The sequence below is a fragment of the Citrobacter sp. Cpo142 genome, from assembly GCF_030332425.1.
Taxonomy (GTDB): Bacteria; Pseudomonadota; Gammaproteobacteria; order Enterobacterales; family Enterobacteriaceae; genus Citrobacter; species Citrobacter portucalensis.
In genome coordinates this window covers 49,955-69,286 of the sequence record NZ_JAOWHW010000142.1, presented here as the reverse complement: position 1 = coordinate 69,286, position 19,332 = coordinate 49,955, and the positions used below count along the sequence as shown (strand labels likewise).

Sequence of the window (19,332 nt, the reverse complement as noted above, 5' to 3'; positions counted from 1 at the left end):
GATTCAGCATCTTAACGAGATAAGAAATTTTCGTGACGTCCATCACAAAACACCCCACCCCGAAAGGGTTATATCCTTTATCATAAGTTGCATTTAAAATACATCTTATATTATTGAGAATGAGGTAACGGCAATGTCATATCGCGATCAACCTTTAGGTGAACTGGCGCTCTCTATTCCTCGCGCTTCGGCCCTGTTTCGTAAATACGATATGGATTACTGCTGCGGCGGTAAGCAAACGCTGGCACGCGCTGCCGCGCGTAAAGAGCTGGATTTAGACATTATTGAGGCGCAGCTTGCGCAGCTGGCTGAACAGCCGCTGGAGAAAGACTGGCGTACCGTGGCTCTGGCTGAAATCATCGACCATATCATCGTGCGTTATCACGACAGACACCGCGAACAGCTGCCGGAGCTGATCCTGCAGGCCACTAAAGTTGAACGCGTTCACGCAGACAAACCGAACGTACCGCGCGGTCTGGCGAAAAACCTGACCATGCTGCATGAAGAGCTGTCCAGCCACATGATGAAAGAAGAACAGATCCTGTTCCCGATGATCAAACAGGGCATGGGTAGCCAGGCGATGGGGCCAATCAGCGTGATGGAAAGCGAACATGACGATGCTGGTGAACTGGTGGAAGTGATCAAACACATCACCCATAACGTAACGCCGCCACCAGAGGCCTGCACCACCTGGAAAGCCATGTATAACGGCATTAACGAGATGATCGACGACCTGATGGAACACATCAGCCTGGAAAACAATGTTTTGTTCCCGCGTGCCCTCGCAGGTGAATAAAAAAAGGCGCCCGAGAGCGCCTTTCTGAAGTCCGAATTCGGCCACTGCATATGTGGCCTTTTTTGTGTCAGAACGTAGACCTGATAAACGCAGCGCCGGCGGCATATGCCGGATGCGGCGTAAACGCCTTATCCGGCCTACATCTCACTGCTTAGCGATTATCGCGTACCTGCCATACGTTTCTTACCGATGAACAACCAGCCCAGACCCAGCGCGATGAACCACAGCGGCGTGACGATCAGCGCCTGACGGGTATCATCTTCCAGCGTCAGCAGTACCAGTACGAAGACGAAGAACGCCATACATACCCAGCACATCAGCTTGCCTAACGGCATCTTGTAGATTGATTTTTCATGCAGGTGAGGACGCTGCTTGCGGTACACCAGGTATGAGCAAAGAATGATGGTCCAGACGAACATGAACAGAATCGCCGATACGGTGGTGATCATGGTGAAGGCGCCAATCACGCTCGGGTTCACGTACAGCATCACCACGCCGCCCAGCAGACAGATACAGGAGAAGGTTAAACCCTTCGCCGGAACTGCGCGTTTAGACAGCTTGGCAAACGCTTTAGGCGCAACGCCTTCCTGCGCCAGACCGAACAGCATACGGCTGGTAGAGAACACGCCGCTGTTTGCAGAAGAGGCAGCTGAAGTCAGCACCACAAAGTTGATCAGGCTCGCCGCAGCAGGCAGACCAACCAGCACAAACAGTTCAACGAATGGGCTCTTGGTTGGCACTACCGAGCTCCACGGCGTAACGGACATAATCACGATCAGCGCGAACACGTAGAACATGATGATACGGATTGGAATCGAGTTAATGGCGCGCGGCAGCGATTTTTCCGGATCCTTGGTTTCCGCTGCGGTCGTACCCACCAGCTCAATACCCACAAACGCGAACACCGCTATCTGGAAGCCGGCAAAGAAGCCGCTCAGACCTTTCGGGAACCAGCCACCGTCATTCCACAAGTGCGTGAACGATGCCTGAACGCCGGTTGGCGACTGGAAGTGCGTCAACACCATCACCAGACCGACGACAATCAGGCCGATGATGGCAACGATTTTGATCATCGCAAACCAGAACTCCATCTCACCGAACATTTTTACGGTGGCGAGGTTGAGGCTCAGCAGCAGCACGATCACCGCCAGCGAGGCGACCCAGTCTGACAGTTCGGGGAACCAGAATTGCGCATACGCGGTAATCGCGACAACGTCTGCCATTCCGGTAACGACCCAGCAAAACCAGTAGGTCCAACCGGTAAAATACCCGGCCCATGGCCCGAGCAGGTCAGAGGCGAAATCACTAAACGATTTGTACTCCAGATTCGAGAGCAGCAATTCACCCATTGCACGCATCACGAAAAACAGCATAAAACCGATGATCATATACACAAAGATGATCGACGGTCCGGCGAGACTGATAGTTTTACCGGAGCCCATAAACAGGCCGGTGCCGATAGCGCCACCAATGGCAATAAGTTGAATATGACGGTTTGTGAGATTGCGCCGTAGCGACTGTTCAGACGACGCCTCTTCAGCGGTGTCGACTTTTACCTGATCTACCATGTTTTTTCTTCCTGTACCTGTCTGTGTTGTTCAGGCTCTACGGCCTTTAGTGTGTCTATGATACGACGATCCTGTTATCAGGACTCATCGATATTAGGTAAGAATTGGCGGGATGAATACTAAGATTTAGATATAATGTTAATTTAATGTTTAAAGTGAGTGTCATATCACTCTGATAGCGCGAATCAGCTCACAAAAATACACGCTGATGGGGCATTTGCAAGATAAAATATCGACAACGACGTAACTATAGCTTTTCACGCTATTTTTTTGCTCCCCCCGGCTTCGGGGGGAACAGAAGTCACTGCTTACAGGATCTCAAGCAGCTCAACTTCGAACACCAGCGTGCTGAATGGAGGAATGGACGCACCAGCGCCACGCTCGCCGTAAGCCAGTTCCTGAGGAATAGTCAGTTCCCATTTGGAACCTACCGGCATCAGGGTCAGCGCTTCAATCCAGCCTGGGATTACGCCGTTAACCGGGAATTCAGCTGGTTCGCCACGTGCGACAGAGCTGTCAAACACGGTACCGTCGATCAGCTTACCGGTGTAGTGCACGCGAACGCGGTCAGTACGTGCCGGAATAGCACCTTCACCCTGGGTCAGAACACGGAACTGCAAACCAGATTCAGTGCTGTTCACACCGTCTTTCTCACGGTTTTCTTCCAGATATTTGACGCCATCAGCCGCCATAGCCTGGAAACGCTCGCGACGAACTGCATCAGCACGTTCGTGGATTTCACGCAGTGCGCGATGCACAACATCAACCGGCACTGCCGGGTGCTTACCTTCCAGCGCGTCAGCGATACCCGCTACCAGCGCTTCAGGCAACAGTCCTTCCAGTCCGGATTCGCTCAGCTGTTGTCCTACCTGCAAACCAATGCCGTAGCTTGCTTGCGCTTCGATAGTGTCAAAAGTCGGGTTAGCCATCATATTTCCTTTCATCGGATGTAAAGTAGCGGGCAGCATATCAGCCATGCCGCATCCGGTAAAACTTTGTCTCGGGAACAGATGACAAATCGCGAGGAAACATAAACAATAGGAATATCCCGCGTTGACGTCACGAAAGCGGGTAATATGACGAACATCATAGCGTTAGCCATCTATACTCTATGATCGAGGAACGAGACGCGGAGCAGGAGGAAAGCCATGCCCGGGCGCTTTGAATTAAAACCAACCCTGGCGAAAATCTGGCATGCACCGGACAATTTTCGCATTATGGACCCGCTACCGCCTATGCACCGCCGCGGCATTATTATTGCTGCTATTGTGTTGGTGATAGGTTTCCTGCTCCCTTCCAGTGACACCAGCGATGCCCCTGTGGTGACGCGTACTGCCCAGCTGGATTTACAGTCACAGTCGCAGCCACCGACCGAGGCTCAGCTGCAGGCACAGCTTGTCCCGCCGCAAAACGATCCCGGCCAGGTCGCTCCGGTTGCGCCAGAGCCAATCCAGGAAGGAGAACCTGATGCGCAGCCTCAGGTCCAGCAATCTCAGCCGCAGACACAACCTTTCCAACAGGATAGCGGAATTGACCAGCAGTGGCGCTCCTATCGCGTAGACTCAGGTAAAACGCTGGCGCAGGTATTCCGTGACCATAACCTCCCGCCAACCGATGTGTATGCGATGGCACAGGTTGAAGGCGCCGGAAAACCACTGAGCAATCTGAAAGACGGTCAGATGATACAGATCAGGCAGAATGCCAATGGCGTGGTGACGGGATTAACCATTGATACCGGGAATGGTCAGCAAGTACTGTTTACCCGCCAGCCTAACGGCAGTTTTATCCGCGCCCGTTAAGCGCTGTGACCCCGCGATTCCAGGCCTGATAAGCGATAGCGCCATCAGGCATCAAGGTGAAACGTCAGCGTTTCACCTTGTTCACCCACCAGATCCCCGAACACACCAGCACCAGCGCTACCGCATATTTCCATTCGAGAATGTTTTCACCGAGGAATATTGCCGACAGTACTGCTCCCGAAACCGGGATCAGGAAGTTAAACGGCGCAATCATCCCCACGCGATTATGCTTGAGCAGAATACTCCACAAGGCGAAAGCGACCGAAGAGAGTAACGTCAGGTAGCCGAGAATCGCCACCGAAGATGCACCGTGTACGGTTAGCGTGCCGCCATAAGCGTAGCCGCCGATAACCAACGCCAGGCCGCCACCGCCCAACTGGTACCCTGTCATTACCGTCGGGTCCACCGTCTGAGAAATACGTTTTCCATATAGCGTGGCAGCAGAGAGAATAAAAGCTGCCATCACTACTGAGCCGTCACCTAACAGGCTGAAGCTAAAATCCATTCCGCTGCTAAAGTTCACCACCATTACGCCGGTAAAGCCGAGAATACAGCCCAGCGCTTTGTTGTAACTCAGTTTGTCGTTATGGTAGATAAAATGGGCCAGCAGCACGCTGAAGAAGGTCCCGGTCGCATTCATGATGGACCCTTTCACTCCCGTCGTGAACGCCAGGCCAATGTAGAAGAAGATGTATTGCAGCGAGGTTTGCGTTAGCCCCAACAGCGTGAGTTGGCCGTACTGACGCGGACTTAACCGGCCAATCGGTTTACGCTGCGCTACCGCCAGCAGTAGCAGCAATAATCCCGCAAACAGAAAGCGATATCCGGCAAAGACAATCTTTGAGGGAATGTCATCCGTGGCAATCTGGAAGATCTCATATCCGCTTTTGATCGCCGGATAGGCACTCCCCCACAGCAGGCAGCAGAACGCCGCGCTCAGGTAGACAACATTTTTACGCGCAAACAGAGGTTGGTGCGTTGGTTCCATTCCATCACCACTTTGAAATAATGTTTTATTTTTTTGATTATCCCGAAAAGGATAAAGAATAGCCAGAGAGAAAAGCGGGGGAACAGAAAAGCAAAACGCCGGCACAGGGCCGGCGTTTTTACGCGGTCATCAGAATAAAAACTTATTCTGCAACTACGTTTACAGTCAGCTTAGCAAACACTTCGCTGTGAACCTGGAAGCTCACTTCGTGCTCGCCAGTGGTACGCAGAACGCCGTTCGGCAGACGAACTTCGCTCTTAGCTACTTCAACGCCAGCTGCAGTTACAGCGTCAGCGATGTCGCGAGTACCGATGGAACCGAACAGTTTACCTTCGTCGCCAGCTTTAGACGCGATGGTTACGGTTTCCAGTGCGTTGATTTTCTCAGCACGAGCTTCAGCAGCGGACAGAACGTCAGCCAGTTTAGCTTCCAGCTCAGCGCGACGCGCTTCGAAAAATTCAACGTTTTTCTTGGTAGCAGGAACAGCTTTACCCTGTGGTACCAGGAAGTTACGAGCATAGCCCGCTTTAACGTTAACCTGATCACCCAGGCTACCCAGGTTTGCTACTTTATCAAGCAGAATAACTTGCATTACCTTATCCTCTCAAAGTCGTATTAATGGACCGTGACCGATTACTGATGACGATCAGTGTACGGCAGCAGGGACAGGTAGCGAGCGCGTTTGATAGCGCGAGCCAGCTGACGCTGGTATTTTGCACGGGTACCGGTGATACGGCTTGGGACAATCTTACCGCTTTCGGTGATGTAGTTTTTCAGCGTAGCGATATCTTTATAGTCGATCTCTTGAACGCCTTCCGCGGTGAAACGGCAGAACTTGCGACGACGGAAATAACGTGCCATATGGCTAGTCTCCAGAATCTATCAATTCAATCTGCTCGGCATGCAGAACCATTTTGCTCAGGCCGTTCTTTGCTTTGTGGCAAGAGATGAACCCCTGAACGGTCACTGCGCTACCGACCGTTATACTGTGAGTAATGGCCTGGTTTTCGTGTCCGCTAATAATAACGGGCATTTGGCACCACGCCTGCCGGTGAAACCCGGCTTCCTCCTGCACAGAACGATGCTCAAGCACGAACTGGCAATGAGGAATTCCTGATGGACTGACCTTTCGAAGGGGGGCCCTGCACACAGTGCCGGACAACGCCAGACGGTTGGTCATCAGAAATTACTCTTCAGAATCCCCAGCTTCAGCATCATCTGCGGTTTCGTTAGCGAAATCATCGCGACGTTCACGACGCTCGTCTTTCGCTTTAACCATCGGAGATGCTTCGGTAACAGCGTGTTTAGTACGCATAACCATGCTGCGGATAACGGCATCGTTGAAGCGGAAGGTAGTTTCCAGCTCATCGATCACTTCCTGCGGCGCTTCAACGTTCATCAGAACGTAGTGAGCTTTGTGCAGTTTGTTGATCGGGTAAGCCAGCTGACGGCGGCCCCAGTCTTCCAGACGGTGGATCGTGCCTTCTGCACCAGTGATGGCAGCAGTGTAGCGTTCGATCATACCCGGAACCTGTTCGCTCTGGTCAGGATGGACCATAAAAACGATTTCGTAATGACGCATCGAATTGCTCCTTACGGATTATTCAGCCTCCTGTCTGGGTCAGCCGAGGCCCATGGAGGCAAGGAACGTGTTAAAGGTCGGCTGAAAAATGACGCGTCATAATACTGGCGTCAGCAGGTAAACTCAAGGTGCTTGTACGATTATTTATCATGTCGCTATTAATACATATCCAGCAGCATTTTGATGCTGATACAAATGGAGACAATGACAATCATGGGTCGGATGACTTTCTTACCGCGCGTCAGTACGACTGTCGCACCAAGACGTGCGCCAAGGGATTGCCCTGCAAACATCACCAGCCCAAGCGACCAGATCATTTTACCACCGAAAATGAAGAACAAAATCGAGGCGATGTTCGACGCCAGGTTAATAAAATTCGAGTGGATTTGCGCTTTATCAATACTGTATCCCCACAGCAGAATATAGCTGAGGGTATAAAAGGAACCTGCCCCAGCACCGAGAAAGCCATCATAAAAACCAATACATCCCCCACCGATCAACGAGAAGAGAAACAGGGATACCTGCTGCTTTCTTTTCGGTTCGCTAAGGTTTGGCGCAAAAATAAAGTAAATGGCGACTGCGATAATCAGGATTGGGAGCAGTTTCTTCAGCAGTTCCGGTTCAATGAACTGGATAAGCGTCGTTCCCAGCGCAGAACCGATAAAGGCAGATAAAAACACATACTTGTGCTCCTGCACGTTGATATGTCCCCGGCGTAAAAAGTAAATTCCAGAGGTCAGAGAGCTACCCAGAGCCTGAATTTTATTGGTTGCCAGCGCATTAGCCGGGGGTAAACCAGAAATTAAGAGTGCGCCAATAGAGAGAAATCCACCACCGCCCGACACCACGTTAATAAAGCCAGCCACCAGCGCGACCATAAACATAACCACGAAATAGCTGAAATCCATGAATGAAGTATCCATAAGTTTTTGCCTTATTATCATAAAGTTATATTACTTATCCGGCTCACTATAAACGGCGTACTCACCCGATTAAATTGACTATTTGGTAAGAGCTTATGCGCGAAAGGCAGGTATTTTTTCACCGCAGCGGTATACACCAGCAGACTGTTAATTAAAGAAAAGATGGCTATGCGGTAATTTTTTGAACAACTGCATCAGAAATGGTCGCTATCGACTGCGCTGGTAGCGGTTAAAATTACATCAGAAGTTAATCACTCACAGGAGAGAGGCAACCAGAGACCGCAGTCGAGGAGGTACATATGCGAGCCCGTGTTTTGACCCTTCTGGCTGTGCTTTTGCTCAGTGCAAATGCAACGGCAGCCATCAAAATTGATAACCATCAGGCCAGGAACATGGATGATGTGCAGAGCTTAGGCGTCATTTACATAAATCATAACTTCGCCACTGAAAGTGAAGCCACTCAGGCCCTGAATGAAGAGACCGATGCGCAAGGCGCAACCTACTACCACGTGATCCTCACCAGGGAACCCGGTAGTAACGGAAATATGCACGCCAGTGCAGATATTTATCGTTAACACCAGAAATAACCAACGAGAACATTGCCACAGTTTAACTTGCCCCCTTCACTGGGGGCTTTTTTTGCAAAACAATCCCGAAGCCAGACCGATCTCATCCCCATGAAGAGTTGGCTCCGGAACGTTTATTCCTACTTCTGCCCGTAATAGGCATTTGGGCCGTGCTTACGCATGAAGTGCTTATTCATCAGATAACTGTCGATGGGGCTGAGCGCCGGATTAATACCGCGCGCAATCCATGCCATTTTTGCCACCTCTTCCATCACCACCGCGTTATGTACCGCGTCGTGAGCATCTTTGCCCCAGGCAAACGGGCCATGCTGGTACACCACTACGCCTGGCGTATGCAAAGGTTCCACCTCCCCCAGCGTTTCAACAATCACTCTGCCGGTATTCAGCTCATACTCATCCTGAACTTCCGCTTCAGTTAACGCCCGGGTGCAGGGAATATCACCAAAGAAGTAGTCCGCATGCGTCGTACCGAGCGCGGGTATTGCCAGACCTGCCTGCGCCCATGCCGTCGCGTGGGTTGAGTGGGTATGCACCACGCCGCCAAGAGAGGAATAGCGACGAAACAGCGCCAGATGGGTGGCGGTATCGGAAGAAGGACGATAGCGTCCTTCCACCACGTTGCCGTGCAGATCCACAACTACCATGTCGTCCACTGTCATTGTATGGTAGTCGACGCCGCTGGGCTTAATCACCACCAGCCCGCGTTCGCGGTCGATGGCGCTGACATTACCCCAAGTAAACGTCACCAGCCCGTAGCGCGGCAGATCCATATTGGCCTCAAAAACCTGCTGTTTGAGTTTTTGCATTATACCGCCTCCACCAGACCGGCGCTGGCCATACGCGCTTTCACCCAGTCGCGCGCCTTCACCACTTCACGTGCCGGGTCGTCCGACGTTTCACTCCACATCTCAATCAGGTATGGCCCGCAATACCCACTCTGTTTGAGCGTCGCAAAACAACGTTCGAAATCGACAACCCCTTCACCAAACGGCACATTTTTGAATACACCGGGTTTGGTATCTTTCACGTGTACGGCAACGATATGACCCATTCCCGCCTGCAGCTCCATCTGCACATCGTTGTCCCACGCCGACAAATTGCCGATATCGGGATACAGCTGGAACCACGGATTGTTGAGATAGTGGGCGTATCCCAGCGCCTTACTGATCGAATTCATCAGTGGATAATCCATGATTTCCATCGCCAGCGTCACCTGTGCACGGCTCGCCATCTCTACGCTTTCTTTCAGCCCATCGCGAAACCGACGACGCGTTTCGTTATTGGCCTGCTGGTAATAAACGTCGTAACCCGCCAGTTGAATAACGCGAATACCGATATCCTGCGCAAACTGAATGGCTTTACGCATGATCTCCAGCCCCTGTTCGCGTACCGCATCATCTTCACTACCAAGCGGGAAACGACGATGAGCGCTCAGGCACATGGACGGTACCCGTATCCCTGTCTCGGCGATAGCGGCCACCAGCGCCAGTCGCTGCTCGCGGTTCCAGTCAAGACGCGCCAGGCGAGCGTCGGTTTCATCAACCGACATTTCGACAAAGTCAAAGCCCAGTTCCTTCGCCAGCTGCAAACGCTCCAGCCAGCACTCCCCGCCGGGGAGTGCCTTTTCATAAATACCGAGCGGGACCTGTTTCGACAACATAGTCGCTCCTTATCCCCACAGCTGGGCGATAGAACGTTTGAACTGACGGGCCGCCTCCACCGGAGAGGCGGCATCGCGAATGCTGCGACCGGCAATAAATACGTGAATCGGAATTCCCTGAAACAGCGGCAGATCTTCCAGCGCCAGACCGCCGGTGACGGTGACTTTAAAGCCCATCTCGGACAGGCGTTTGATCGCGCTGATATCCGCTTCTCCCCACGCCACGCCCGCCGCCTGCGCATCACGACTGCGGTGATACACAACTTGCCCAATCCCTGCGTCACGCCATTCCTGGGCCTGCTCCCAGGTCCAGTAACCGGTCAGTTCAATCTGCACGTCGCCGTTAAATTCTTTCGCTACCTCCAGTGCCCCCTTGGTGGTGTTGATATCCGCACAGCAGATGACGGTGACCCAGTCAGCGTTGGCTTCGAAACACATGCGGGAGAGGATTTTTCCCGCATCGGCAATTTTGGCGTCCGCCAGCACAATTTTATGCGGATAAAGCGCCTTCAGATCGCGAACGGCGCGCACACCCTCTGCCACGCAAAGAATAGTTCCCACCTCAATGATATCGACCTCTTCGGCAATCAGACGCGTCGTTTCATACGCAGAAGACATTGATTGGTTATCCAGCGCAACCTGCAACATAGGTAATAACATTTTGGTATCCTTTTAAACAGCCGCCGCAGTGGCGTTATCAATTAAATCCAACACTTCCTGCGCGGTGCGACAGGCGCGTAAACGGTCGAAATTGGCTTCGTCATCAAAGAGATTCACGATCTGCATGATGCCCACTTCCTGATGTGTGTTGGCGTCAACTGCCGCCATCGTTATCAGAATATCGACCGGGTCGTTATCTTCGTGGTTAAACACCAGCGGTGATTTCAGCGTCACCAGCGCAAAACCGGTTTTCTTGACCCCTTCCTCCGGACGGCCGTGCGGCATTGCCAGGCCAGGCGCAATCACAAAGTACGGGCCAAACTGCTCAACGCCATCAAGGATGGCCTGGTAGTAGCGTGGTTCAACCACATCGGCCTTAACCAACAGATCCACACCAAGCTTTACCGCTTCCTGCCAGGTACTGGCCTCGGCTTGCAAAAGGATGGAATTATTGTCTGTTAGCGAGTCACGTAATTTCATATGCCGCCCCTTACTTCACGTCCTGCGGGAAATGCGCTTTGATCACTTCCAGCAGTTTTGGCCCAAAATCGGCAGGAGACAGCATGTTGCGTACGCCAACGACATATTTATTGCCAGAAACGGTAATCTCACCGGCGATATGCGTAGAGGCGATGATGATATCCGCGCCGCTCAGTTCACTTTTGTATTCACCCACGGCGCAGCTGTTTACCGTATGGTCAATATTTGACTGGGTTAAAAACTGGTCCACCTTCATTTTCATGATCATGGAACTGCCCTGCCCATTGCCACACACAGCCAGAATACGTACGGTCATAATCGGAACTCCTTATTAAGCAGAGTGTTCTGCCAGTTGTTTTTCTGCGTCTTCCTCAGCGCGCAACGTGCGTCCTGCGAAAAACATATAAGCCAGTGCAATCAGAATAATGACGGCCATAAACACAATGCCGATGGAGGCAAAGCCTTGCATCATCGGCGGTGCCAGAATTGACCAGTCCGCCATGCCCATCCAGGCGCTCATACCGGTGAGTTTCACCGCCCAAACGCAGCCGAAGATTTCGATCATCCCCATCACCAGGCAAATCTTGAGCGCCGCGCGCCAGCCGCCAAAGTGGTTAGCAAATACGCCAATGGTGGCGTTCGAGAAGAACATCGGGATAAAGCCAGGGATAATCAGGATGGAAGAGCCGCAGGCAACCAGAATACCTACCGCAATCAGTTGGCCGATGGTGCCCCACATAAAGCCCCAGACCACCGCGTTGGGGGCAAAGCTGTAAATGGCTGCGCAGTCGATAGCCAACACCGCGCCGGGGATCAGACGTTGAGAGATACCGTTGAACGCCTCTGAAAGTTCAGCAACGAACATACGTACACCCTGGGTGATGATGAAGATAGCGACAGCAAACGAAAAACCGGTTTGCAGGATATACACCGTCCAGTGGGTTTTACCCGCCATCGCCTGAACCACATCAATGCCGAAAGAGAGCAGGATCGCCCCGAAAAAGATGGTCATCACAATCGCGGTGGAAACGATGTTGTCATGGAAGATATTCAGCCAGCCTGGCAGCTTGAGATCTTCTACGCTCTCCTCTTTCTTACCCAGATACGGCGCGACTTTGTAAGCAATCCAGGAGGCGAACTGCTGCTGGTGACCGATGGAAAAACCGCAACCGTCAGTTACTTCCTGCGTCGGTTTGTACATCATATTGGAGGTAATGCCCCAGTAGAGCGACACCAGCACCGCGGTACAGATGATGGTGGTCCACATCGGGTAACCAAAGATGTAGAAAGAGACAGCAATCAGCCCCGCCTGCTGGAACATGATGTGCCCAGTCAGCATGATGGTTCGAATGCCGGTAATACGCCGTAGCAGTACGTAACAAATGTTCAGCGCCAGCGCTAACAGTACGGCGTACCCTACCCAACTGTATGCATCGCCCATTCGTTCGATGGTTGCCATCATGGAGGCATAGGTATCGGAGATCGCGCCATTGATACCGTAAACCTCAGACATCTTCGCCACCACCGGTTTAAACGTGCTGGTCAGAATGCCCGACCCTGCCTGCAATAACATAAAACCGATAATCGTTTTGATCGTGCCTTTGATAATGACGCTGACACTTTTACGCAACAGGATGTAGCCGAGGCAGGTCACAATACCCAACAGCAACGGTGCATTGGTCATGACCTGATTAAAAAAGACGGTAAAGATGTTGTAGAGGATCTCCATAACGATCTCCAGTAGACGAAGTTGCTGAACATTCATTACAGATGCCCAGGATGTTGTGCCCTCACTCTAATTTTCAAAAGTAATCACAACAAGATTGAATTTGATTAAATGTGATGAAGTACGCAAATAATTCTCTTACTTGCAGAGTGGATTTACTTCAAATTCATACACGTCAAAATAAATTCATTTAAAACAATAAAATACAAAAATACATTTCATATAAACCATCTTATCACGTTGTAATTTGTTCGCATTTTCCCATTCAACACCAAAAATCAGCGCATTGCCTTCTTGAGAAAATGATGTCAGTATCAATCAAAACAAATCATAATTTGATTCAAATTGAACAAACATGAAGGTAATTGCGATGAGTAAAGTAAAAAGCATCACGCGTGAATCATGGATTCTGAGCACATTCCCGGAGTGGGGAAGCTGGCTGAATGAAGAGATTGAGCAGGAACAGGTCGCACCTGGCACTTTCGCGATGTGGTGGCTCGGCTGTACTGGAATTTGGCTGAAGTCGGAAGGCGGGACTAACGTCTGCGTCGATTTCTGGTGCGGTACGGGTAAACAGAGTCACGGTAACCCGCTGATGAAAACCGGTCACCAGATGCAACGCATGGCGGGCGTGAAGAAGCTGCAGCCAAACCTGCGCACCACGCCGTTTGTTCTTGATCCGTTTGCCATTCGTCAGATCGATGCGGTGCTGGCCACGCACGATCATAACGATCACATCGACGTAAATGTTGCGGCAGCCGTCATGCAGAACTGTGCCGACGACGTGCCGTTTATTGGACCGCAGACTTGTGTGGATCTGTGGATCGGTTGGGGTGTACCAAAAGAGCGCTGCATCGTGGTAAAACCTGGCGATGTGGTGAAAGTGAAAGATATTGAAATTCATGCGCTTGATGCGTTTGATCGTACGGCATTGATCACGCTTCCTGCCGATCAAAAAGCGGCAGGCGTGCTGCCGGATGGTATGGATGCCCGCGCCGTAAACTATCTGTTCAAAACGCCGGGCGGTACGCTTTATCACAGCGGTGATTCACACTACTCCAACTACTATGCAAAGCATGGCAATGAGCACCAGATCGACGTCGCGCTCGGATCCTACGGCGAGAACCCACGGGGTATTACGGACAAAATGACCAGTTCCGACATGCTGCGTATGGCGGAGGCCCTGAATACAAAAGTGGTGATCCCTTTCCATCACGATATCTGGTCAAACTTCCAGGCCGATCCTCAGGAGATCCGCGTACTTTGGGAGATGAAAAAAGATCGGCTGAAGTATGGCTTTAAGCCTTTTATCTGGCAGGTGGGTGGCAAGTTCACCTGGCCGCTGGACAAAGATAACTTTGAATATCACTATCCGCGCGGCTTTGACGACTGCTTCACGATTGAACCGGATTTACCGTTTAAATCGTTCTTGTGATCCACACAAAATGCCGGGCCATCCCGGCATTTTTTCCCATTTACTTTAGTATTTCCAGGCTATTTCAAATATCATCTTTTCAAATCAATTTGTATCGGAATAGCTCATGACTGAAGCACAAAGACATCAAATATTGCTGGATATGCTGGCGCAGTTGGGCTTTGTTACCGTTGAGAACGTGATTGAGCGTCTGGGGATTTCACCCGCCACAGCACGCCGGGACATCAACAAACTCGATGAAAGCGGCAAACTCAAGAAAGTCCGCAACGGCGCAGAAGCTATTACCCAGCAGCGACCGCGCTGGACGCCAATGAATCTGCACCAGGCACAGAACCACGATGAAAAAGTTCGCATTGCCAAGGCGGCATCCCAGCTTGTGAATGCAGGTGAAAGCGTGGTGATCAACTGCGGATCGACCGCCTTTCTGCTGGGTCGCGAAATGTGCGGCAAGCCGGTGCAGATCATCACTAATTATCTGCCGCTGGCGAACTATCTGATCGACCAGGAGCATGACAGCGTGATCATCATGGGAGGGCAATATAACAAAAGCCAATCCATCACGCTTAGCCCGCAAGGCAGTGAAAATAGCCTGTATGCCGGGCACTGGATGTTCACCAGTGGCAAAGGGTTGACCGCGGACGGACTGTATAAAACGGATATGCTGACCGCGATGGCCGAGCAGAAGATGCTTAACGTGGTGGGCAAACTGGTGGTACTGGTCGATAGCAGTAAAGTCGGTGAACGTGCGGGAATGCTGTTCAGTCGCGCCGACCAAATCGACATGCTGATTACTGGCAAAAATGCAAACCCTGAGATTCTGCAACAGCTTGAAGCTCAGGGCGTGAGCATTATGCGCGTTTAAAGGTGCTGGCGGAAAAACGTCACTGTTGCGGCCAACGCTTCTGGCGTGATGCGATGTCGTACGCCCGCTTCCCACAGGCAGGTCAGATTGTTGTCCAAACCTGCCTGAATCAGCGCTTGCTGTAAGCGGAAGGTTTCAACAGCCGGTACAACATCATCATCCTGTCCATGCCACAGCAGCAACGGCCTGTCAGCGAGGCGTGGTAACTGATGCGTAACATCCCATTCGGCAAGCGGGGCGATAACGGCATCAAATTCCGCCTGCTGCTCTGGGGTCTGAACCAGTAAAGGGGGAAAAAGCGTCTGCGCAAGCCGGGTAAAATAGCCTGAACCCATCAGGCTGGCTACACATTTAACCTCAGGATGGCGCGCCATTATGCCCAATGCTGTCATTCCCCCCATCGACGCCCCACCGACGGCAAGCCGCTCATCTGAAAGCCAATTTTCCGCCTCCAGCGCCGCACGTAACGTCGTAAACTCCTGCATATTTTGCTGCAAAATATGCCAGAAGCGGCGCATTCGCACCCTGGCATCGCTTTTGAAGCGAGCGCCATGGTCGGGCGCATCTGGCATGACGACACGGAACCCGGCCTGAGCCAGCGCAACGGCAAAATAGCTGTAAACCAGGCTTGAAGAGGTAAACCCGTGATAGAAGATAACACAAGGGAGTGAACATTCGCGTTTGCCAGCCGGAACGGCGTGCAGGACAGGTATACCCGCCAACTGTCGTGTTTCAATTTCGATCATTTGTCGCCTCTTTCTTTCTGGTATGCCATGCAGCAATACTTAACGCAAGCGAATGTGTTCGGCAATGATTCATAATGTTGAGAACTGGGTTACGCTTTCGCAACATTTTCATTCGAAAATCGCGTGAGAGATAACAATTCGGGAACATTCCCCTAAAGGGAAATTAATAAGGCACTACACTATGGCTATCAGGAAACGAGATAGAGTTATGCGTCGGTTTGCCTCTTTGTTGTTGGTTATGTTTTTAAGCGCCTGTAGCGTGCTACAGGGAACGCCGCAACCCGCACCGCCCGTTGCCGACCACCCGCAGGAGATCCGCCGTGACCAGAGTAATGGGTTACAGCGATTAGGGACGGTTAGCGCGCTGGTAAGAGGCTCTCCGGATGATGCGCTGGCAGAGATCCGTGCCAAAGCCGCCGCGGCTAAAGCTGATTACTACGTGGTTTTATTAGTGGATGAAACTATCGTGACAGGCCAATGGTATTCACAGGCTATTTTGTATCGTAAATAACATTGGGTTGAAATTTAGTCAGCTTTACATTGCTTTGCGCCCCTATGCGTTTACCTGTGCACAATAAACCAACAGCAGGAAGCTTGAGGTTTATTATCGCGATGGAATGCCCTGCCGTGTGTAGGGGTACGAATAATGGAGCTGACGATGAAACAATCACTTGCCTTATCCTCACTGCTGCTTTCTGCCGGACTGGTAGGTACTACGGCGCAGTCTGCCGAATTCGCCAGTGCTGACTGTGTTACTGGCCTGAACGAAATTGGCCAGATATCTGTCAGTAACATTGCAGGAAATCCGCAGGATGTAGAACGTGTTGTCGCGTTAAAAGCGGATGAACAAGGTGCCTCATGGTATCGGATCATTCAAATGTACGAAGATCAGCAGCCCGACAACTGGCGCGTACAGGCCATACTCTATGCTTAACACATTGCCGGATGGCGTAAACTTATCTGACCTACAGTGAACTGTAGACATGATAAGACGCGAAAGCGTCGCCATCAGGCATATTATTAACGTAATCCCCCCGTTGCCCGCAGAAGCAAATCGTTCAGCACCTGCTCAGACAATCGTAGTCCCCCCCGCGTATCAAGCATAATTTGGCACCAGGCCTGCGCCACTGGTGGAGAGGCATAGCGCAACATCTGCGCTCCGCAACCAAGCAGGAAAAGCTGCTGCGTAATCTCCCGCCCCAATGCCTCGCTGGGTTTACGTAAACGCTGCTGGAGCTGACGCACCATTCGATCGTAATGTCGGTCTTGCCCTTTGACTTCCGCAAAGGCTTCACTGAGCATATCGTATATGCGGGGTTGTTTTGTCAGTACCCGCAATACATCAAGGCACATAATGTTGCCAGAGCCTTCCCAGATACTGTTTACCGGCATTTCACGATACAAACGCGGCAGCTCGCTCTCCTCGCAATAGCCAATCCCACCCAGCACTTCCATCGCTTCTGCCACAAATGGCATACCGCTTTTGCAAACGGAGAATTTCGCCGCTGGCGTGAACAACCTGGCCCACAGCGCTTCTTTAGCATCAGCACGACGGTCCCAGGCCCGCGCCAGTCGAAACAGTAACGCCGTTTGACCTTCCAGTTGGAGCGCCATCCGACCTAACACTTGGCGCATCATCGGTTGTTCAATCAATGGCTTGCCAAAAACTTGCCGCTGGTGAGCATGGTAAATCGCGACGGAAAAAGCACGTCGCATCATACCGTGACTGCCGAGCGCACAGTCAAAACGCGTCATCCCCCCCATTTTCAGGATATGGCGTATACCTTCCCCTTCTTCACCCAATAGCCAGCCAATCGCATCGTGGAATTCAACCTCGCAGCTGGCGTTGGAGCGGTTGCCTAACTTATCTTTCAATCGCTCAAGACGGATAGCATTACGCTGCCCGTCAGGTAAAAATCGCGGCACAAAAAAGCAGGATAATCCTCCCTTAGCCTGGGCCAGCACTAAATGGGCATCGCTTTGCGGCACGGAGAAAAACCACTTATGTCCCACCAGCCGATACGAGCCGTCAGCAAGACGTTCTGCCTGAGTGGTATTGCTCAGCACATCTGAACCACCCTGCTTCTCGGTCATGCCCATGCCGATAAGCAGCCCACGCTTTTGCCCTCCGGGCAGTAAATGCGAGTCATAACGGTCGCTTAGCAGCGGCGTAAGCCAGTCGTGAAAGGGGGCGGGTAACATTTGAAGTAACAGCGGCGTGGCGGCAAAAGTCATGGTCACCGGACACAACGTGCCAGCTTCAACCTGCGCATGCAGCATGAAACGCGAGGCCCGTGCAACAAATGTTCCCTGCCTCGCATCTTCTTCCCAGGCCAGATTATGTACGCGGTTGGCGCACAATCCCTGCATCAGCAAATGCCAGGCTGGATGAAAACGCACATCATCCAGCCGCTGCCCCTGCGGGTCGTAGCGCAACAGTTCAGGTGGAAAAGCATTGGCCAGACGGCCCAGTTCGAGCGACTCGGCAGTCCCTAGCTGCTGACCAATACTGGCGAGAAGATCGCTGTCCCAACCAGCGCCTTCGCGGATAACCGCTTCGCACAGCGCGCCATCGGACAAATATAAGTTACTGTTATTGAGCGGTACAGGTTGGTTAAAAACGGTATGCGTTTGCCAGTGCATTGTGTCTCCCTCCTTCAATGGCCGTCGCTTTAAGTATGGTCAGCCAGACAAGAGAGTGCCTGGGATTCAGGTCACAAAAAAGCCATCCCGAGGGATGGCTTAAGAGACATAGAGAATAAATTAGCCACGCTGGCGGACAGCTTCAAACAGGCAGATGCCCGTCGCAACTGAAACATTCAACGACGAAACGCTCCCTGCCATCGGGATGCTGATCAGTTCGTCACAGTGTTCGCGGGTCAGACGGCGCATACCTTCACCCTCTGCGCCCATCACCAGCGCCAGACGACCGGTCATTTTGCTCTGATAGAGAGTATGGTCGGCTTCACCTGCGGTTCCGACGATCCAGATATTCTCTTCCTGCAGCATACGCATGGTGCGCGCAAGGTTGGTCACGCGGATCAGCGGTACGCTTTCTGCCGCACCACAGGCCACTTTTTTCGCCGTCGCATTCAACTGTGCGGAACGATCCTTCGGTACGATTACAGCATGTACGCCAGCGGCATCGGCGCTACGCAGGCATGCGCCCAGGTTATGCGGATCGGTGACGCCATCGAGGATCAATAAGAACGGCTGATCGAGCGTAGCAATCAGATCCGGCAGATCGTTTTCCTGATACTGACGGCCCGGCTTCACGCGAGCAATAATCCCCTGATGTACCGCACCCTCGCTTTTCTCATCCAGAAACTGACGGTTAGCCAGTTGAATGACAACACCCTGTGCTTCCAGTGCGTGGATCAGTGGCAGCAGGCGTTTATCTTCACGACCTTTGAGAATAAAGACGTCCTGGAAGCGCTCAGGCGCACGTTCCAGCAGGGCCTGCACCGCATGGATGCCGTAAATCATTTCACTCATGAATGTACTCGTTAATAGTTTATGC

Annotated in this window: 24 protein-coding genes; 7 read left to right on the top strand and 17 right to left on the bottom strand. The window is 51.9% G+C overall.

The features are described 5' to 3' along the window. Positions 1-133: 133 nt before the first annotated feature. On the top strand, positions 134-796 hold the full coding sequence (gene ytfE / locus OGY18_RS21615) for an iron-sulfur cluster repair protein YtfE (RefSeq protein WP_286554310.1): 663 nt from the start codon (positions 134-136) through the stop codon (positions 794-796). Between the two features lie 158 nt (positions 797-954). Here ytfE and cycA read toward each other — a convergent pair whose 3' ends face one another. Both cycA and bamJ read right to left on the bottom strand, forming a co-directional pair. Next, a complete protein-coding gene (cycA, locus tag OGY18_RS21610; RefSeq protein WP_003830438.1) occupies positions 955-2,364 on the bottom strand; it encodes a D-serine/D-alanine/glycine transporter in 1,410 nt (469 codons plus the stop codon). Between the two features lie 308 nt (positions 2,365-2,672). Then, on the bottom strand, positions 2,673-3,293 hold the full coding sequence (gene bamJ, locus OGY18_RS21605) for a BamJ family beta-barrel-assembly machinery protein (RefSeq protein ID WP_032934269.1): 621 nt from the start codon (positions 3,291-3,293) through the stop codon (positions 2,673-2,675). A 219-nt stretch (positions 3,294-3,512) separates the two neighbouring features. On the opposite strand from bamJ, the gene OGY18_RS21600 reads away from it, so the two are divergent. Then, positions 3,513-4,163: a LysM-like peptidoglycan-binding domain-containing protein gene (locus tag OGY18_RS21600; protein ID WP_148362537.1), complete on the top strand. Its 651-nt coding sequence runs from the start codon at positions 3,513-3,515 to the stop codon at positions 4,161-4,163. 64 nt (positions 4,164-4,227) lie between these two features. On the opposite strand, the gene OGY18_RS21595 is transcribed toward OGY18_RS21600, so the two are convergent. From OGY18_RS21595 to OGY18_RS21565, 6 genes are all read right to left on the bottom strand, one after another. After that, entirely contained in the window at positions 4,228-5,151 is a 924-nt protein-coding gene (locus OGY18_RS21595; RefSeq protein WP_148362538.1) for a DMT family transporter, read from the bottom strand. A gap of 142 nt (positions 5,152-5,293) precedes the next feature. After that, the gene (gene rplI, locus OGY18_RS21590) at positions 5,294-5,743 is read right to left on the bottom strand and encodes a 50S ribosomal protein L9 (RefSeq protein WP_003025676.1); all 450 of its coding nucleotides are present in this window, start codon (positions 5,741-5,743) and stop codon (positions 5,294-5,296) included. A gap of 41 nt (positions 5,744-5,784) precedes the next feature. Further along, positions 5,785-6,012, bottom strand: coding sequence for a 30S ribosomal protein S18 (rpsR, locus tag OGY18_RS21585; protein ID WP_000135199.1), 228 nt, complete (start codon positions 6,010-6,012; stop codon positions 5,785-5,787). Positions 6,013-6,016: 4 nt separating this feature from the next. Next, positions 6,017-6,331: a primosomal replication protein N gene (priB, locus tag OGY18_RS21580; RefSeq protein ID WP_003025674.1), complete on the bottom strand. Its 315-nt coding sequence runs from the start codon at positions 6,329-6,331 to the stop codon at positions 6,017-6,019. 6 nt (positions 6,332-6,337) lie between these two features. Continuing rightward, a complete protein-coding gene (gene rpsF / locus OGY18_RS21575) occupies positions 6,338-6,733 on the bottom strand; it encodes a 30S ribosomal protein S6 (protein WP_003025672.1) in 396 nt (131 codons plus the stop codon). Between the two features lie 158 nt (positions 6,734-6,891). After that, complete coding sequence (locus OGY18_RS21565; RefSeq protein ID WP_003830447.1) at positions 6,892-7,656, bottom strand: TSUP family transporter; 765 nt, start codon at positions 7,654-7,656, stop codon at positions 6,892-6,894. Positions 7,657-7,955: 299 nt separating this feature from the next. Here OGY18_RS21565 and yjfY point away from each other — a divergent pair, with 299 nt between their 5' ends. Next, entirely contained in the window at positions 7,956-8,231 is a 276-nt protein-coding gene (gene yjfY, locus OGY18_RS21560; protein ID WP_003025668.1) for a DUF1471 family protein YjfY, read from the top strand. A 131-nt stretch (positions 8,232-8,362) separates the two neighbouring features. Here the strand turns inward: yjfY and OGY18_RS21555 are convergent, their stop codons facing one another. The 6 genes from OGY18_RS21555 to ulaA are packed head-to-tail and all read right to left on the bottom strand — an operon-like array spanning position 8,363 to position 12,772. Continuing rightward, positions 8,363-9,049 carry an L-ribulose-5-phosphate 4-epimerase gene (locus OGY18_RS21555; RefSeq protein WP_286554307.1) on the bottom strand — a complete coding sequence of 229 codons (687 nt, stop codon included), beginning with the start codon at positions 9,047-9,049 and terminating at the stop codon, positions 8,363-8,365. Beyond that, positions 9,049-9,903: an L-ribulose-5-phosphate 3-epimerase gene (locus tag OGY18_RS21550; protein ID WP_003830452.1), complete on the bottom strand. Its 855-nt coding sequence runs from the start codon at positions 9,901-9,903 to the stop codon at positions 9,049-9,051. Before OGY18_RS21550 ends, OGY18_RS21555 begins: the two co-directional genes overlap by 1 nt. Before the next feature lie 9 nt (positions 9,904-9,912). Next, positions 9,913-10,563 (bottom strand): 3-keto-L-gulonate-6-phosphate decarboxylase UlaD, encoded by a 651-nt coding sequence (gene ulaD, locus OGY18_RS21545; protein WP_286554306.1) that lies wholly within the window; start codon positions 10,561-10,563, stop codon positions 9,913-9,915. A gap of 12 nt (positions 10,564-10,575) precedes the next feature. Beyond that, positions 10,576-11,043 carry a PTS ascorbate transporter subunit IIA gene (gene ulaC / locus OGY18_RS21540; RefSeq protein WP_003830454.1) on the bottom strand — a complete coding sequence of 156 codons (468 nt, stop codon included), beginning with the start codon at positions 11,041-11,043 and terminating at the stop codon, positions 10,576-10,578. A gap of 10 nt (positions 11,044-11,053) precedes the next feature. Beyond that, on the bottom strand, positions 11,054-11,359 hold the full coding sequence (gene ulaB / locus OGY18_RS21535; RefSeq protein ID WP_003025655.1) for a PTS ascorbate transporter subunit IIB: 306 nt from the start codon (positions 11,357-11,359) through the stop codon (positions 11,054-11,056). Between the two features lie 15 nt (positions 11,360-11,374). Continuing rightward, positions 11,375-12,772 (bottom strand): PTS ascorbate transporter subunit IIC, encoded by a 1,398-nt coding sequence (gene ulaA, locus OGY18_RS21530; protein ID WP_003830456.1) that lies wholly within the window; start codon positions 12,770-12,772, stop codon positions 11,375-11,377. Between the two features lie 367 nt (positions 12,773-13,139). Here ulaA and ulaG point away from each other — a divergent pair, with 367 nt between their 5' ends. Then, entirely contained in the window at positions 13,140-14,204 is a 1,065-nt protein-coding gene (gene ulaG / locus OGY18_RS21525; RefSeq protein WP_003025649.1) for an L-ascorbate 6-phosphate lactonase, read from the top strand. A 106-nt stretch (positions 14,205-14,310) separates the two neighbouring features. Beyond that, entirely contained in the window at positions 14,311-15,066 is a 756-nt protein-coding gene (gene ulaR / locus OGY18_RS21520; protein WP_003025646.1) for an HTH-type transcriptional regulator UlaR, read from the top strand. Here ulaR and yjfP read toward each other — a convergent pair. Then, positions 15,063-15,812 (bottom strand): esterase, encoded by a 750-nt coding sequence (gene yjfP / locus OGY18_RS21515; RefSeq protein WP_063941654.1) that lies wholly within the window; start codon positions 15,810-15,812, stop codon positions 15,063-15,065. The genes ulaR and yjfP overlap by 4 nt on opposite strands. A gap of 181 nt (positions 15,813-15,993) precedes the next feature. Here yjfP and bsmA point away from each other — a divergent pair, with 181 nt between their 5' ends. Both bsmA and yjfN read left to right on the top strand, forming a co-directional pair. Next, entirely contained in the window at positions 15,994-16,323 is a 330-nt protein-coding gene (bsmA, locus tag OGY18_RS21510) for a biofilm peroxide resistance protein BsmA (RefSeq protein WP_057066585.1), read from the top strand. Positions 16,324-16,470: 147 nt separating this feature from the next. After that, positions 16,471-16,746, top strand: coding sequence for a DUF1471 family protease activator YjfN (gene yjfN / locus OGY18_RS21505; protein ID WP_003830465.1), 276 nt, complete (start codon positions 16,471-16,473; stop codon positions 16,744-16,746). A gap of 86 nt (positions 16,747-16,832) precedes the next feature. Here yjfN and OGY18_RS21500 read toward each other — a convergent pair whose 3' ends face one another. Together OGY18_RS21500 and rlmB are read right to left on the bottom strand one after the other, a co-directional pair. Beyond that, positions 16,833-18,455 carry an isovaleryl-CoA dehydrogenase gene (locus OGY18_RS21500; RefSeq protein WP_286554304.1) on the bottom strand — a complete coding sequence of 541 codons (1,623 nt, stop codon included), beginning with the start codon at positions 18,453-18,455 and terminating at the stop codon, positions 16,833-16,835. A gap of 120 nt (positions 18,456-18,575) precedes the next feature. Next, positions 18,576-19,307 (bottom strand): 23S rRNA (guanosine(2251)-2'-O)-methyltransferase RlmB, encoded by a 732-nt coding sequence (rlmB, locus tag OGY18_RS21495; RefSeq protein WP_126319449.1) that lies wholly within the window; start codon positions 19,305-19,307, stop codon positions 18,576-18,578. Positions 19,308-19,332 lie beyond the last annotated feature (25 nt).

Excerpts from the sequence above, each read along its gene's own strand:
- OGY18_RS21565 (WP_003830447.1), bottom strand. The coding sequence starts at position 7,656 with ATGGATACTTCATTCATGGATTTCAGCTATTTCGTGGTTATGTTTATG.
- bamJ (WP_032934269.1), bottom strand. The coding sequence starts at position 3,293 with ATGGCTAACCCGACTTTTGACACTATCGAAGCGCAAGCAAGCTACGGC.
- ulaB (WP_003025655.1), bottom strand. The coding sequence starts at position 11,359 with ATGACCGTACGTATTCTGGCTGTGTGTGGCAATGGGCAGGGCAGTTCC.
- yjfP (WP_063941654.1), bottom strand. The coding sequence starts at position 15,812 with ATGATCGAAATTGAAACACGACAGTTGGCGGGTATACCTGTCCTGCAC.
- OGY18_RS21595 (WP_148362538.1), bottom strand. The coding sequence starts at position 5,151 with ATGGAACCAACGCACCAACCTCTGTTTGCGCGTAAAAATGTTGTCTAC.
- ulaC (WP_003830454.1), bottom strand. The coding sequence starts at position 11,043 with ATGAAATTACGTGACTCGCTAACAGACAATAATTCCATCCTTTTGCAA.
- OGY18_RS21500 (WP_286554304.1), bottom strand. The coding sequence starts at position 18,455 with ATGCACTGGCAAACGCATACCGTTTTTAACCAACCTGTACCGCTCAAT.
- priB (WP_003025674.1), bottom strand. The coding sequence starts at position 6,331 with ATGACCAACCGTCTGGCGTTGTCCGGCACTGTGTGCAGGGCCCCCCTT.
- rlmB (WP_126319449.1), bottom strand. The coding sequence starts at position 19,307 with ATGAGTGAAATGATTTACGGCATCCATGCGGTGCAGGCCCTGCTGGAA.
- OGY18_RS21550 (WP_003830452.1), bottom strand. The coding sequence starts at position 9,903 with ATGTTGTCGAAACAGGTCCCGCTCGGTATTTATGAAAAGGCACTCCCC.
- ytfE (WP_286554310.1), top strand. The coding sequence starts at position 134 with ATGTCATATCGCGATCAACCTTTAGGTGAACTGGCGCTCTCTATTCCT.
- OGY18_RS21600 (WP_148362537.1), top strand. The coding sequence starts at position 3,513 with ATGCCCGGGCGCTTTGAATTAAAACCAACCCTGGCGAAAATCTGGCAT.
- rplI (WP_003025676.1), bottom strand. The coding sequence starts at position 5,743 with ATGCAAGTTATTCTGCTTGATAAAGTAGCAAACCTGGGTAGCCTGGGT.
- yjfY (WP_003025668.1), top strand. The coding sequence starts at position 7,956 with ATGCGAGCCCGTGTTTTGACCCTTCTGGCTGTGCTTTTGCTCAGTGCA.
- ulaR (WP_003025646.1), top strand. The coding sequence starts at position 14,311 with ATGACTGAAGCACAAAGACATCAAATATTGCTGGATATGCTGGCGCAG.
- yjfN (WP_003830465.1), top strand. The coding sequence starts at position 16,471 with ATGAAACAATCACTTGCCTTATCCTCACTGCTGCTTTCTGCCGGACTG.
- ulaD (WP_286554306.1), bottom strand. The coding sequence starts at position 10,563 with ATGTTATTACCTATGTTGCAGGTTGCGCTGGATAACCAATCAATGTCT.
- ulaA (WP_003830456.1), bottom strand. The coding sequence starts at position 12,772 with ATGGAGATCCTCTACAACATCTTTACCGTCTTTTTTAATCAGGTCATG.
- rpsR (WP_000135199.1), bottom strand. The coding sequence starts at position 6,012 with ATGGCACGTTATTTCCGTCGTCGCAAGTTCTGCCGTTTCACCGCGGAA.
- rpsF (WP_003025672.1), bottom strand. The coding sequence starts at position 6,733 with ATGCGTCATTACGAAATCGTTTTTATGGTCCATCCTGACCAGAGCGAA.
- ulaG (WP_003025649.1), top strand. The coding sequence starts at position 13,140 with ATGAGTAAAGTAAAAAGCATCACGCGTGAATCATGGATTCTGAGCACA.
- OGY18_RS21555 (WP_286554307.1), bottom strand. The coding sequence starts at position 9,049 with ATGCAAAAACTCAAACAGCAGGTTTTTGAGGCCAATATGGATCTGCCG.
- cycA (WP_003830438.1), bottom strand. The coding sequence starts at position 2,364 with ATGGTAGATCAGGTAAAAGTCGACACCGCTGAAGAGGCGTCGTCTGAA.
- bsmA (WP_057066585.1), top strand. The coding sequence starts at position 15,994 with ATGGCTATCAGGAAACGAGATAGAGTTATGCGTCGGTTTGCCTCTTTG.